The organism is Streptomyces populi (assembly GCF_002911015.1).
Lineage (GTDB): Bacteria > Actinomycetota > Actinomycetes > Streptomycetales > Streptomycetaceae > Streptomyces > Streptomyces populi.
Genome location: NZ_KZ626855.1, coordinates 97,014 through 110,016, shown reverse-complemented (window position 1 = coordinate 110,016; position 13,003 = coordinate 97,014). Strand labels below are relative to the sequence as shown.

The 13,003-nt window shown below is 71.4% G+C and carries 12 protein-coding genes; 4 read left to right on the top strand and 8 right to left on the bottom strand.

From position 1 onward, the window contains the following. Positions 1-141: 141 nt before the first annotated feature. Positions 142-1,194: a beta-keto acid cleavage family enzyme gene (locus CW362_RS11655; RefSeq protein ID WP_103549317.1), complete on the bottom strand. Its 1,053-nt coding sequence runs from the start codon at positions 1,192-1,194 to the stop codon at positions 142-144. Between the two features lie 355 nt (positions 1,195-1,549). Then, the gene (locus tag CW362_RS11650) at positions 1,550-2,551 is read right to left on the bottom strand and encodes an AraC family transcriptional regulator (protein WP_103549316.1); all 1,002 of its coding nucleotides are present in this window, start codon (positions 2,549-2,551) and stop codon (positions 1,550-1,552) included. 158 nt (positions 2,552-2,709) lie between these two features. On the opposite strand from CW362_RS11650, the gene CW362_RS11645 reads away from it, so the two are divergent. Together CW362_RS11645 and CW362_RS11640 are read left to right on the top strand one after the other, a co-directional pair. Next, the gene (locus CW362_RS11645) at positions 2,710-3,828 is read left to right on the top strand and encodes a TauD/TfdA family dioxygenase (protein ID WP_103549315.1); all 1,119 of its coding nucleotides are present in this window, start codon (positions 2,710-2,712) and stop codon (positions 3,826-3,828) included. Further along, the gene (locus CW362_RS11640) at positions 3,825-5,318 is read left to right on the top strand and encodes a long-chain-fatty-acid--CoA ligase (RefSeq protein WP_103549314.1); all 1,494 of its coding nucleotides are present in this window, start codon (positions 3,825-3,827) and stop codon (positions 5,316-5,318) included. The genes CW362_RS11645 and CW362_RS11640 overlap by 4 nt, the downstream gene beginning before the upstream one ends. A 49-nt stretch (positions 5,319-5,367) precedes the next feature. Here the strand turns inward: CW362_RS11640 and CW362_RS11635 are convergent, their stop codons facing one another. The 6 genes from CW362_RS11635 to CW362_RS11610 form a co-directional block, all read right to left on the bottom strand. Next, positions 5,368-6,993, bottom strand: a complete 1,626-nt coding sequence (locus CW362_RS11635; protein ID WP_103549313.1) for a sodium/solute symporter — start codon at positions 6,991-6,993, stop codon at positions 5,368-5,370. Next, on the bottom strand, positions 6,990-7,427 hold the full coding sequence (locus tag CW362_RS11630) for a DUF485 domain-containing protein (protein WP_103549312.1): 438 nt from the start codon (positions 7,425-7,427) through the stop codon (positions 6,990-6,992). The genes CW362_RS11635 and CW362_RS11630 overlap by 4 nt, the downstream gene beginning before the upstream one ends. 417 nt (positions 7,428-7,844) lie before the next feature. Then, positions 7,845-8,408, bottom strand: coding sequence for a hypothetical protein (locus tag CW362_RS11625; protein ID WP_103549311.1), 564 nt, complete (start codon positions 8,406-8,408; stop codon positions 7,845-7,847). Positions 8,409-8,785: 377 nt separating this feature from the next. Beyond that, positions 8,786-9,277, bottom strand: a complete 492-nt coding sequence (locus tag CW362_RS11620; RefSeq protein WP_103549310.1) for a peptidylprolyl isomerase — start codon at positions 9,275-9,277, stop codon at positions 8,786-8,788. A 288-nt stretch (positions 9,278-9,565) separates the two neighbouring features. Then, a complete protein-coding gene (gene glpK / locus CW362_RS11615; protein WP_103549309.1) occupies positions 9,566-11,083 on the bottom strand; it encodes a glycerol kinase GlpK in 1,518 nt (505 codons plus the stop codon). Between the two features lie 24 nt (positions 11,084-11,107). Then, positions 11,108-11,953 carry an MIP/aquaporin family protein gene (locus CW362_RS11610; RefSeq protein WP_103549308.1) on the bottom strand — a complete coding sequence of 282 codons (846 nt, stop codon included), beginning with the start codon at positions 11,951-11,953 and terminating at the stop codon, positions 11,108-11,110. Between the two features lie 244 nt (positions 11,954-12,197). On the opposite strand from CW362_RS11610, the gene CW362_RS11605 reads away from it, so the two are divergent. Further along, positions 12,198-12,557: a hypothetical protein gene (locus CW362_RS11605; protein WP_103549307.1), complete on the top strand. Its 360-nt coding sequence runs from the start codon at positions 12,198-12,200 to the stop codon at positions 12,555-12,557. A 53-nt stretch (positions 12,558-12,610) separates the two neighbouring features. Next, positions 12,611-12,970 (top strand): DUF6204 family protein, encoded by a 360-nt coding sequence (locus CW362_RS11600; RefSeq protein WP_103549306.1) that lies wholly within the window; start codon positions 12,611-12,613, stop codon positions 12,968-12,970. The last annotated feature ends 33 nt before the right edge of the window (positions 12,971-13,003 follow it).

Below are 13,003 nucleotides of genomic sequence, written 5' to 3'. Positions count from 1 at the left end.
GCCGAGCCGGTGATCCGCGCGGCAGGCCGCGCGGCGGCCGGGCGGCCCGGACCGCGGGCCGGCGGCCTGCCGCGCGGTCCTGCCGCGGGTCCGTGCCGTGCCGGGCGGCCCGGCGCGGTGGTGGACCGGTGGACCGCGGGATCAGGCGTCGCGGAGCATGAAACCGCGCTGTCCGGGACGGCGGTTGGGCACCATGCCGAGCTGGGCCAGCGTCTCGTCGGTGCTCGAGTAGGTCTCGCCGATCTTGTAGATCTTCCGGGCCTCCGCGCCGGTGGCGATGTCGCGGCCGAGCGCCTGGGAGATCTGCACCATCTGCTCGACCTGCTCGACGCTGGACATGCGCTCGCCCTTGCGCCGCCACAGGTTGTCCTCGTTGCCCACCCGGACGTGCACACCGAGCGCGATGCCGATCGCGTTCATGGGCGCCACGGCGCGCATGGAGCTCTCGATGGTGAGGACGGCGCCGTCGGGCACGCGACGGACGAACTCGATCAGGTCGGCGGGGTGGCGGCCCGCGAAACCGCCGCCGATCGCCACGTAGTTGAGGACCAGCGGGCCGGTGTAGACGCCGGACCGGATGAGCCGCTCCACGGTCTCGAGCTGGGCCAGGGTGGCGAGCTGGAAGTGCGGCTGGATACCGCTCTCGCCGAGGCGCTTGAGGTGCTCCAGGTAGAAGTCGGGACCGGCCTCCAGGTACATGTCCCGGTACGCCTTGTAGTAGTCGGGCTTGGCGATCGAGGTGCCCTCCAGATCGTCGTCGGTCATGATCTCGACGATGTTCATCTGGCTGGTGTTGATCGCGATGGTGACCTGGTCCGGCTTCGGGTCCAGGTCGGCGAGCATGTGACGGCTGTCGAAGTCGAGCCACTTGGCCTCGGAGCCCTCGCCCTCCGGGGCGAAGGAGATCGATCCGCCGATCTGCAGGACCATGTCCGGCACGGCCTCGCGCAGTCGGCCTATCAATTCGTTGAACATGGAAAGGCGCTTGGAGCCCTTGCCGTCGAGCTCACGCACGTGGATGTGGAGAACGGTGGCACCGGCGTTGTAGCAGTCGACGGCCGCCTGCACGTGCTCGTCCATCGTCAGGGGAAGGTCGTCGGCGTCGCCGGGAAGCCATTCGGGGCCGTAGGGGGCGGCCTGGATGACGAGTTTTTCCTGGTTCTCGGGGAAGAGCGAGTCGTCGTGGAAGTGCACGGTCCGTCTCCTTCGTCGGATCTTTGATCACTTGCCGGGGGCGTCGTCGCGTGCGGCGCGGGCCTCGGAGGTCCGGCGGGATCGATGCGGGGCACCGGTGACAGCGGGCGCGGGCCGGCCCGCTGCGATCGGCCGGTCCGGAGGGAGCCAGGGGGGAGTGGTTCGGCTCCCTCCGACGGCCGACCGCGTCTTCTGTGCGGTGGTGCAAAGGTAGGGCCGAGTCCAGGGACGTGTTTGTCGTCAGGGGACAGATGATTTGTCATTTGGGGACATCGGCGCTGCGGGACGCCGACGGGGGCGCCGGGGGGCAGGGGAACGGACCCCGCCCGTCCCTCCAGTCGCACAAGGGGAGTTGCTAGGAAGCCCTGCTTCCGCGCCACGCTCGCGGGCTGCATCCGAACTGCTCGCGGAACCACCGCGAGAACCCGCTCAGCGACGAGAACCCCAGGAGGTCGGAGATCTCCGTCAGCGGACGCCGGGGATTCGCGACGAACTGCTCCGCGAGGTGGCGGCGGGTGACGTTGAGGAGCGAGGAGAACGTCTCGCCCGACGCGGCCAGATGGCGGTGGACGGTACGCCGGTCGACGCCCAGGCTGCGCGCGACCTGCTCGATCGAACAGCGCCCCGTCGGCAGCAGGACCTCGATCAGTTCGCGCACCCGGTCCGCGGCGGTGGTGTCCTTCGGGACGGCGATCGCGTCGAAGTACTGGCGGGCGTACTCGCGCATCAGCGGGTCCGCCATGGCGTTGGGCGCGTCGAGGTCGTCGGCGTAGAAGACGATCCCGTCGATCTCGCGGTCGAACTCCACGATCGGCCCGAACGCGTCCTGGTGCGCCGAGGTGTCCGCCGGCGCGGAGTGCCGGAACCAGACGGACAGCGGCTGCCAGCGGGCGTGCAGGAAATCGCTCAGGATGCGGTGGTACGCGGCGACGGCCAGTTCCGTGGCCTGCCGGGACTCCATCGCCTCGCCGAGCCGCAGGTCCACCTTCAGCGTCGCCAGGCCGTCCCCCTCGGACAGCCGGGTGTGCAGTACCTCGTTGTACATGTACTGATGACGGATCAGCATCTCCAGCGCGCTGCGCACGTCCGGTTCCTCGCGGACGACCAGGCTGATGGGGCCGAGCGTGGAGAAGCGGCGGAACTCCGCCAGCAGCACCCCGAAGTCCTCGTGACCGGACTCGGCCGCCGACAGTTCCAGCACCTGCACGGCCGCCGTGCCCGAGATCCACCGGTCCTGGACGGTGAGGGCGGCGGTGTCGAGGCCCACCCGCTTCAGCAGTTCCTGAGGGTCGACCCCGAGGGAGCGGCACAGCTCGACGTAGCCGCTCAGGGCGGCGGTGCGGACCAGAGGTCTCATGGGCACGCTCCAGGGATGTCCCGAAAAGCCAAGTCTCCTGTCCCGCCATGACAAGCGCGGCGGTGGTCGAGGAACCTAGCATGACGCCGTTCACCGGCCGGGCCCGATCGGGGTGACCGCTCCCCGGCAGGTGAACGCGCGACGGATTGGAGGCGAACATGACAGGAACGACGGACGCGGACCGGGCGCCGCGGACGCCCGCGCCCCGCTCGGACACGGACCGGACATCGTCCCCGCCCACGCCCTGCTCGGGCCCCTCGGTGTGGAAGGGGCGCGAGCTCACGCGCCCGGAGGAGTGGCTGCTGCGCCTGTCGGAGGACCGGCTCGCCGAGATCGACTCCGCCCTGCGCGAGGCACGCAGGCGCGACCTCACCCTGCTGAGGCTGGCAGCCGCCGACTTCCCGCTCCCCGGTCTCGCCGCCGACCTGGCGCGCCTCTCCGGTGTCCTCGAGCACGGACGGGGGTTCGCGATCGTCCGGGGCATCCCGGTCGAGCGGCTCGGCGAGACGGCCGCGAGCACCGTCTTCTGGGGGATCGGCCGGCACCTGGGGCACCCGGTGCCGCAGAACGCCGACGGACTCGTCCTCGGCCATGTCCGGGACACCGGCCGGGGCCTGGACGACCCCGCCGCGCGCGGCTACCAGACCCGGGACGCGCTGCCCTTCCACACCGACCCCACCGATCTCCTCGCCGTGCTGCCGCTGCGCGAGCCCCGCACCGGCGGACACCTCTCCCTGGTCAGCTCGGCCGCGGTCCACAACGCGGTCCTCGACCTGCGCCCCGATCTCGCGGGGCGCCTGTACCGCACGTACCACTTCGACCGCCGCGGCGAACACGCCCCCGGCGAGCCGCCCTGCACGAGCGCCCCGCTGGTCTCCCGCCCCGACGGTCTCGCCGGCGCGCCGAGCATGCGGTACAACCGGTGCTATCTCGAATCCGCCCAGCGCTTCCCCGAGGTGCCCCGCCTCGAAGCGGCGGACCGGGAACTCTTCGACCTCATCGACTCCGTGGCCGCCTCCCCGGAGTACCGGCTCGACCTCGACCTCCGGATCGGGGACCTGCTGCTGATCAACACCCACCGGGTGATGCACGCCCGCTCGGCGTTCGAGGACCACCGTCCGCCGGAACCCGGGCGCCACCTGCTGCGTCTGTGGCTGGCCTCACCCCGGGGGACCGGTAGCCAGGACGCACCCCCCTGGGTCACGCTTCGCGATGTGATCCGACCGCGCGCCACCGCCGCGCCCCGCGCGACGAACTCAAGGAGATACCCGGCATGACCGACCTCGTCACCCTTCTGGCCGCCACCGCCTCGGCCCACGGCGAGCGCGTCGCCGTCCGCCACGACGACAGCACGCTCACCTACGCCGAACTCGACGACGCCAGCGCACGGGTGGCCGCGCTGCTGCGGGACCGCGGCGTCGCGCCGGGCGACCGCGTCGCGCTGACCATGCCCAACGTCCCGCTGTTCCCGGTCCTCTACTACGGCATCCTGCGGGCCGGCGGTGTCGTCGTCCCGATGAACCCGCTGCTCAAGGCCCGTGAGGTCGCCTTCACCCTGCGCGACTGCGGAGCGCGCGCCGCACTGGTCTTCCCGCTGTTCGCCGACGAGGTGACGAAGGCCGCCGCCGAGACGGGCACCGACTGCCTGGTGACCGACCCCGAGACCTTCGACGCCCTGCTGCGCGGCCACGAACCCCTGCGCGACACCCCGGACCGGGCCGAGGACGACGCCGCCCTGATCCTCTACACCTCCGGCACCACCGGAACGCCCAAGGGCGCCGAACTGTCCCACCGGAACCTGGCCCTCAACACCCTCACCACGGCCGAGACCCTCCTCCAGGTCGGGCCGGAGGACGTCCTCTTCGGCGGCCTGCCCCTCTTCCACGCCTTCGGCCAGACCTGCGCGCTCAACGTGGCCGTCGCCGCCGGCGCCACGCTGACCCTGCTGCCCCGGTTCGACCCGCGCGCCGCCCTGGAGGTCGTCGCCCGGGACGAGGTCACCGTCTTCCTCGGCGTCCCGACCATGTACGCGGCGCTGCTGCACGCCGACCTTCCCGAGGGCTTCGACGCCGGCCGGCTGCGCCTGGCCGTCTCGGGCGGGGCCGCGCTCCCGGTCGAGGTCCTGCACGGGTTCGAGCGGCGCTTCGGCGCCGCCGTGCTGGAGGGTTACGGGCTGTCCGAGACGTCACCGGTCGCCGCGTTCAACCACCCGGACCGTCCGCGCAAGGCCGGCTCGATCGGCGTGCCCATCCGCGGGGTCGAGATGCGGCTCGTCGCCGAGGACGGCGGCGCGGTCGCGCCCGGAGAGGTCGGCGAGATCGCCATCCGCGGCGAGAACATCATGACCGGGTACTGGAACCGCCCCGACGCCACCGCGGAGGCGATCCGCGACGGATGGTTCCACAGCGGAGACCTGGCCCGCGTCGACGAGGACGGTTTCTACTTCATCGTCGACCGCAAGAAGGACATGATCATCCGCGGCGGCTACAACGTCTACCCGCGCGAGATCGAGGAGGTGCTGTACGAGCACCCCGCCGTGGCCGAGGCCGCCGTCGTGGGGGTGCCGCACCCCCTGCACGGTGAGGAGGTCGCGGCCGTGGTCACGCTCAGGCCCGGCGCCGAGGCCACGGCCGAGGAGATCCGCGCCCACGCCAAGGAGCGGGTCGCGGCGTACAAGTACCCCCGTGTCGTCGAGATCGCGGCCGAGCTGCCCAAGGGACCCACGGGCAAGATCCTCAAGCGCGAGATCGTGGTCGACGGCGCGTGAACCGCTGAGGGGGCGGGCCTCCGGGACGGCGGCGGCGACCCCGCCGCCGTCACCGCTCCCCGCCGCCCCGCCCCCTCTGCCGCGGCCCCGCGAGGATCAGGCTCTCGACGCTCTCGTACGCCCCGCGCTCCCGTTCCGCCGCGCGGCGGCCGGACAGCATGCTGCCGAGCCAGCCGAGGACGAAGCCCAGCGGGATGGACACCAGTCCCGTGGTGGTGAACGGGAACCAGTTGAAGTCGGCGGCGGGGAAGGCGGACGTCGGGGAGCCGGACACCAGTCGGGTGCCGGGCATCAGGACCAGGACGGCGAGGGTGCCGCCGATGAGCGTGCTCAGCAGACCGGCCCGGGTGTAGCGGCGCCAGAAGAGGCTGTAGACCAGGGCCGGGGCGATCGCCGAGGCGCCCACGCAGAAGGACAGGGTGGCCAGCGGCTGGAGGCTCCGGTCCTGGACGAGGACCGCGAGGGCGATCACGGGCGCGCCGACGACCAGGGCCGAGCCGCGGGCGAAGGCCGTCTCGCGCTGGGACGACATGGCGGTGCCGCGGTCCGCGAAGACGTCGTGGGCCAGCGAGTTGGCGCAGGCGAGGGTCATCCCGGCGACCGAGGCGAGCAGGGTGAGGAAGATCGCCGTGGTGACCGTGGTGAACACGAGGGTCTCCGCCCGGGACACCACCGGACCGAACGCGGCCCGTGAGCCCAGGAGGTAGGCGGTGTGCCCGCGCGGATCGGCGGCGGTGACGCCCGCCCGGCCGAGCATCGCCGTGGCGCCGACGGCGACGACGCCCGCCACGAGCATGAACAACGCCACCGAGGACACCGCCCAGGACATCGAACGCCGCACCTGGCGCGCGCTGTTCGCGGTGAACATCCGCATCGTCACATGCGGCAGACAGGCACCGCCGAACACGATGGCGAACTGTGTACTGATCATGTCGAGCCGGGGATGCGGGCCACCGGCGAACTGGAGCCCGCCGTGCAGGAACGCGTCCGGCGCGCCACTGCGCCGCGCGGCCGTGGTGAACAGCTCACCGGGGTTCCAGTGGAACCGGCTGAGGATCAGCACCGAGACGGCGATCCCGGAACCGAGGAGCACGACCATCTTCAGGAGCTGGATCAACGCGGTGCCCCGCATGCCGCCGATGGCCGCGTACGTGATCATCAGGGCGCCGACCCCCACGATGCAGCCCGTCTTCATGGAGCCGTCCGTGAAGCCGAGGATGAACGCCAGCAGCTGCCCCGTACTGGCGAGTTGGACGAGCATCATCGGTACGAGAGCGGTGATCGTGACGGCGCACCCGGTGATCCGTACGGCACGTCCGGGCATCCTGCGGGCCAGTACGTCGCCCATGGTGAACTCGCCCGTGTTCCGCAGGGGTTCGGCCAGCAGGAACATCAGCACCAGCAGGGACAGCAGGGTGCTGAGAGCCAGGACGACACCGTCGAAACCGCACAGGGCGATCACGCCGCCGATGGTCAGCACGGTCGCGGCGGAGATGTAGTCGCCGGCGATGGCGAGTCCGTTGCGCAGCGGGGAGAGCGAGCGGTAGCCGGTGTAGAACTCGGCGAGATCGTCACTGTCGGGGCCGGTCAGCACGCACAGCAGCAGGGTGACCGTGACGGCGATGGAGAAGGCGACGAGGGACCAGGACTCGGTGGAGCCGGCGAAGCCGTTCACCGCTCACGCTCCTGCTCGCCGCCGGCCCAGGGGACACTGCGGTTCACGCGGCGGGCGAGGGGGTCGACATAGCGGCGGGCGGTGCGCTCGTAGACGAGTACGGCGAGCCAGGTGGCGGGGATCTGGGAGAGGGCGATCACCAGGCCCGCCGAGAGGCCTCCGGTGACGGGACGGTCCATCAGGTCGGGACGGCCGGCGCACAGGCCGAGGAAGAGGGTGAAGCAGCCGAGCACCGCGAAGGTGGTCACGCGCCGCTGACGGCGGTAGGCGCGGCGCAGGATGCGCAGATCACGGTGGTGCCCGGTCCGGGCGCGGGGCGATGCCCCGCCGCGTAAGGGTTCCGCCGCGGCGGGGTCCGGGACGTGGTCGGCGAAGGAGTTGTGGTGTCCCCGCGGCGGTCGCGCGGGCCGTGGGTCGGAGCTGTCGTACGACATGCCGGTCTCCTGATGGGTGCGGGCCCGGCGTGCACGGACCGCGGGACGGTGGGGGAACGGCTCGGGTCCTCGCACGCTATTCGGCTCGTCGGTCCGTGCGAAGGGCTTTCCTTCAACTACCTGGTCGGAACGTGTCCACGCCCCTGACCTCGTCTGTTGTCGGAGAAACCGCTGTTGCGCCCGGGCTCGGAGTGAGGACTGAGGTGTGGGTGGGGCGGGCGTGCGGTGCGCGCGGATCCATGGCGGTCCCACCGTGGGGCGGGGCGCCCGGGGCGTGCGCGTCGGTCGACGAGGCGGTCCGGGAAGGAGGTCCGGGAGGAGGTCCGGCGGGGGTGTCCGGTACGGGACCCGCGGGATGCGGGATGCGGGATGCGGGATGCGGGGTGCGGGATGCGGGGTGCGGGGGCCCGTGCGGGCTCAGGGCGAGTCGCCCAGTTCGTTCAGCGGTGTTCCGTGCGCCCAGCGCCGCAGGCACGAGCCGTCGATCAGGCGGACACCGCCCTGGCGCCGCGCCCACTGCACGTCACGCCGGGTGAAGGCCCCGCGGTGCACCACGAGACGGAGCGGCGGGCCGGGTCCGCCCGGACGTCCCGGACGCGAGGGGACGTCCTCGTCGGGCAGCGGCTCGGCCACGGGCCGGAAGGCGACCTCCAGCCGCCGCCCGTGACCGTCCCGCGCGCGGACGCGGACGCGGGCCTCGCTCCTGCGGGGAGGGAGCACGCGCCAGCCGTCCCGGCGCAGCATCCGGGAGACGGCCAGGGCCAGTCCTTGCGTGTCCAGCTCCGCGAGTTCCTCGGGCGTGTAGAAGCCGAGGCGCCGGCGGGCCGGCGGACGGCTCCGCCGCACCGCGACGGAGCCGGTGAGGGCCAGGGCGGCCAGAGCGCCGAGGGGGACGCCGATACCGGCCACGCGGTAACCGACGGCGAGGCCGGCGACGACCGCGCAGAGGACGACGGCGACCGCCGCGAGGGCGGGCAGCACTTCACCGAGTGCGGGTCCGCAGGCCCCTTCCGCGCGTGACCGGCGGACGGCCGACCGCCGCCGCGCGCGTCCTGACAGGTGTTTTCCCGGTGTCCGCCCCCGCCAACTCACTCGGGCCAGCTCCCCCCAACCCCCACACGCTTCGGCGTGTTCGGGTAGGGCTACCCCTCGCGGCGGGGCCGGTCTCCTGGTGTACGGGATCCGGCCACGAATCCGGCCGAACTCTTTCGGGGCCCCGCGACGTGCGGGGCCCGATCGGCTTCGGTGGCCGCGGGGTCCCATGCGGCGGACCGCCGGGCGGGGGCGGTGGGCGCGTCACCCGCCGCCCCCGCCGGCACGTCTCCGCGGGAGGGCCCCGCCACCGGCCGTCGGACGGCTCAGACGGTGCCGCTCTTGGAGACGACGATCTTCTTGGAGGTGGCGCCGGAACCGCTGCCGAGCGCCTCGATCGCCTTCACGACGTCCATGCCCTCGACGACCTCGCCGAAGACGACGTGCTTGCCGTCCAGCCAGCCGGTGACGACGGTGGTGATGAAGAACTGCGAGCCGTTGGTGTTCGGGCCCGCGTTGGCCATCGACAGCAGACCCGGCTTGGTGTGCTTGAGCTTGAAGTTCTCGTCGGCGAACTTCTCACCGTAGATGCTCTTGCCGCCCGTGCCGTTCTGGCGCGTGAAGTCGCCGCCCTGGAGCATGAACTCCGGGATGACGCGATGGAACGGCGAGCCCTCGTAACCGAAACCGTGCTGGCCGGTGGCGAGCTCACGGAAGTTCTGCGCGGTCTTCGGGACGACGTCGTCGTAGAGCTTGAACTCGATGCGGCCCAGCGGCTTGCCGTCGGCGGTGACCTCGAAGAATACGTTCTGGCTCATTGCTCTGCTCCTCATGGATGCGAAGGTTCGCCACCGAGCATAGAGAAGCCGGAGCGGTGGGCGCGTGACCGGGGGTGATCATTCGGCACATGGTCCGGGCGGGCGGGACGACGGGCCGCCGGTGGCACGCGTCCCGGAAACCGCGCGGGACACGGCGGCCCCCGGTGAGCCCGACGGAGTTCGCGACCGCACACGGGAGCGAACCCGGGAAGGCCCCGGCCCCCGGCGTGACACGGGTCGGGGGCCGAAGGGCGCGCCGTCGGCCACCGGCGTGGCCGACGTGCCGGTCTATTCCACTTTCGCCCAGTCGAGCGTGCGCTCCACCGCCTTCTTCCAGTCCGCGTACCCCTGCTGACGCCGGTCCTCGGACCACTCGGGCTCCCAGCGCCTGGACTCCTGCCAGTGGGTGCGCAGTTCGTCGGTGTCCTGCCAGAAGCCGGTGGCCAGGCCCGCCGCGTACGAGGCGCCGAGCGCGGTCGTCTCGGCGACCACGGGACGGCTGACGGGTACGCCGAGGACGTCGGCCTGGATCTGCATGCACAGGTCGTTGGCGGTCACGCCGCCGTCGACCTTGAGCACGTCGAGATGGACTCCGGAGTCCTGCTCCATCGCCTCGACGACGTCGCGGCTCTGGTAGCAGATCGCCTCCAGCGTCGCCCGGGCCAGGTGGGCGTTGCTGTTGTACCTGGCGAGTCCGACGATCGCGCCGCGGGCGTCGGAGCGCCAGTAGGGGGCGAACAGGCCCGAGAACGCCGGGACGAAGTACATCCCGCCGTTGTCCTCCACGGTGCGGGCCAGCGTCTCGCTCTCGGCCGCGTCCTTGATGACCTTCATCTGGTCGCGCAGCCACTGCACCGCGGATCCGGTGACCGCGATGGAGCCCTCCAGTGCGTAGACGGCGGGATCGCCGCCGAACCGGTAGGCCACGGTGGTCAGCAGCCCGTGCTGCGAACGGACCAGCTCCGTACCGGTGTTGAGGACCAGGAAGTTGCCGGTGCCGTACGTGTTCTTGGCCTCGCCGGGCGCGTAGCAGACCTGCCCGACGGTGGCCGCCTGCTGGTCGCCGAGCACCCCGGTGACGGGGATGGGGGCGCGCAGCGGCCTGGAGGTGCGCGCCGTGCCGTACGCCTCGCGGTCGGACGAGGGGTTGATGCTGGGCAGCATGGCCCTCGGCACACCGAAGAAGCCCAGCAGTTCGTCGTCCCAGTCGAGGGTCTCGAGGTCCATCAGCATGGTGCGGCTGGCGTTGGTCACGTCGGTGGCGTGGATGCCGCCGTCGGGGCCGCCGGTCAGGTTCCACAGGACCCAGGCGTCCGTGTTGCCGAACAGGGCGTGCCCCTGCTCCGCCGCCTCGCGGACCCCGTCGACGTTCTCCAGGATCCACTGGATCTTGCCGCCGGAGAAGTAGGTCGCGGGTGGCAGCCCGGCCTTGCGGCGGATGACGTCGCCCTGGCCGGAACGCTCCAGGGCCGCGGCGATGGAGTCGGTCCGGGTGTCCTGCCAGACGATGGCGTTGTAGTAGGGACGGCCGTTGCGCGGGTCCCACACGACGGTGGTCTCCCGCTGGTTGGTGATCCCGATCGCCGCCAGGTCCTCGGCGGCCAGGTTCTTGTGCCGCAGGGCGTTCTGGATCACCGAGTTGGTGCGCTCCCAGATCTCCACCGGGTCGTGCTCGACCCACCCGGAGCGAGGGAGGATCTGGGCGTGTTCCAGTTGGTGCTTCGCCACCTCGTTGCCCGCGTGGTCGAAGATCATGAATCGGGTGCTGGTGGTTCCCTGGTCCACCGCGCCCACGAAGTCAGCCATGAGTTGCCGCCTCTGCCGGGGGTGTCAGTCCTTGGGGACCGGGATGCGTCCCGCGGGCTCGGGTTCCGCCGTCGGCAGGAACCGGCCGACGAAGAGCTTGTACGCGCCTGCGCCGAGCACACCGCCGATCAGCGGACCGATGATCGGCACCCAGAAGTAGAAGTTGCCGTACTGATCTCGCCATGCCCCTCCGTATCCCGTGAGGAAGCTGGCCAGCCGCGGTCCGAAGTCGCGCGCCGGGTTGATCGCGTAGCCCGCGAGGGTGCCCCACGCCATGCCGATGCCCACGACCAGCAGGCCGATGATGAACGGGCCCAGGTTCGCGCCGGGCGGGGTGTTGAGCAGGTCCGTGACGGCCAGGATCACCAGCAGCAGGATCGCGGTGCCGATGATCTGGTCGCGGAACGCGCCCCACTCGTGGACCGGCAGGTTCGGGTTGCCGTTGGCGGGCAACGTGGAGAACACGCCCTGGGTCTTGATGGTGTGGCCGGGGTCGGCCTTCGCCAGGGCCTCCGTGTAGTTCCACCGCACGATCAGGGCCGCCACGAAGGCGCCGATGGTCTGGGCCACCACGTAGGGCGCCACCTTGCGCCACGGGAAGCCTTTGAACGTGGCCAGCGCGAGGGTGACCGCCGGGTTGAGGTGCGCGCCGCTCAGCCGTGCCGCGACGTAGACACCCATCGTGACGCCGATGCCCCAGGCCCACGCGATGCTGTCGTGGTTCCCGAGGCCGCCCGGGGGTGTTGTGAGTGCGCCGCCGGCGACCACCTGGGCCACCACGCCGCAACCGAAGAGGATGAGGATCATCGTGCCGAGGAACTCGGCGGACACTTCGCCGATCAGCCCCGACTTCTTGAACCGCTCAGTCATGGAAGCCCGCTTCCCGCCGGTGCAGGACCGGCCGTTGACCGCCGCCCGCGCCCTCCTCGTATCAGAATAGGATGATCAAGGGCGAAGTGCATTAAAAATAAACAAGTCTCTTCAAATGCTCCATACTCGGACAAAGACGGGAAACGGAGAGGTGTGGAAGGGTTCCCGAGAACTCGTGCCGAAAACTTACCGAGGCTTATCCTTGTCCGTACCTTTTGTCGCCTGTCGGAGAAGGTGAGTTCCGATGGCCACACGCTTCAGCGCCCGGCGCCTGCTCGCCGGTGCGGCCGCGACGGGCCTGCTGGCCTCGGGGGCCGCCCTGGGGGCGTCCGGCGCCGCCGCCGCGACCTCCACGCCCTCGCCCACGCCTTCCGCGACGGCCCCGGCCCATCACGGTCACCACGACCGCTGCGCGTGGGTGAAGGGGCACTGGGAGAAGAGGTGGGTGCCCGGACACTGGGTCAAGAAGTGGGTCCACCAGGATTCCTGGCGTCACGGTCACCACCACCACGGCTGGGTGGTGAAGTGGGTCTACGTCCCCGGCCACTGGGACCACGTCTGGGTCAAGGGCCACTGGGACTGTCGGCACCACCACGGCGGCTGAGCGCGCCGGAAACGTGGTGGAGCGGGGACGATCCCGCCCGTTAGGCTCGCCCGATGACCACACGCACTTTCCGCATCACCGTTCGCGGTGTCTTCGACGGGCTCAGCGCCGACCAGCGCGACGGACTTCTGGCGCGCGCGCCGGAACACGACGTCCTGCGGGCGGCCTTCACCCCCGAGGGGCACCTCAGCTACGACGTGGCCGCCCGCCCGGCCTTCACCTTCCGCTTCCTGGACTCGGGGGAGGCGGAGGAGGACGTCCTGGAGGCGGTCGAGCGCGCCGAGGCCGCGGCGACGGCCTGGCTCGCCGAGCGCGGCTACGGCTTCAAGAGGCTCAAGTCGCAGGCCGAGGATCTTTCCCAGGCCCCCCTCGGCAAACGGCAGCGACGGGCCGCCGCGCAGAACACCCCCTGATCCTCCGTGCTCCGGGAGGGCTTGCGCTCCGGA

What these genes read in the sequence shown, in the direction of transcription:
- CW362_RS11650 (WP_103549316.1), bottom strand. Translation starts at nt 2,551, where the DNA reads ATGAGACCTCTGGTCCGCACCGCCGCCCTGAGCGGCTACGTCGAGCTG.
- CW362_RS11645 (WP_103549315.1), top strand. Translation starts at nt 2,710, where the DNA reads ATGACAGGAACGACGGACGCGGACCGGGCGCCGCGGACGCCCGCGCCC.
- CW362_RS11640 (WP_103549314.1), top strand. Translation starts at nt 3,825, where the DNA reads ATGACCGACCTCGTCACCCTTCTGGCCGCCACCGCCTCGGCCCACGGC.
- CW362_RS11630 (WP_103549312.1), bottom strand. Translation starts at nt 7,427, where the DNA reads ATGTCGTACGACAGCTCCGACCCACGGCCCGCGCGACCGCCGCGGGGA.
- CW362_RS11620 (WP_103549310.1), bottom strand. Translation starts at nt 9,277, where the DNA reads ATGAGCCAGAACGTATTCTTCGAGGTCACCGCCGACGGCAAGCCGCTG.
- glpK (WP_103549309.1), bottom strand. Translation starts at nt 11,083, where the DNA reads ATGGCTGACTTCGTGGGCGCGGTGGACCAGGGAACCACCAGCACCCGA.
- CW362_RS11610 (WP_103549308.1), bottom strand. Translation starts at nt 11,953, where the DNA reads ATGACTGAGCGGTTCAAGAAGTCGGGGCTGATCGGCGAAGTGTCCGCC.
- CW362_RS11605 (WP_103549307.1), top strand. Translation starts at nt 12,198, where the DNA reads ATGGCCACACGCTTCAGCGCCCGGCGCCTGCTCGCCGGTGCGGCCGCG.
- CW362_RS11600 (WP_103549306.1), top strand. Translation starts at nt 12,611, where the DNA reads ATGACCACACGCACTTTCCGCATCACCGTTCGCGGTGTCTTCGACGGG.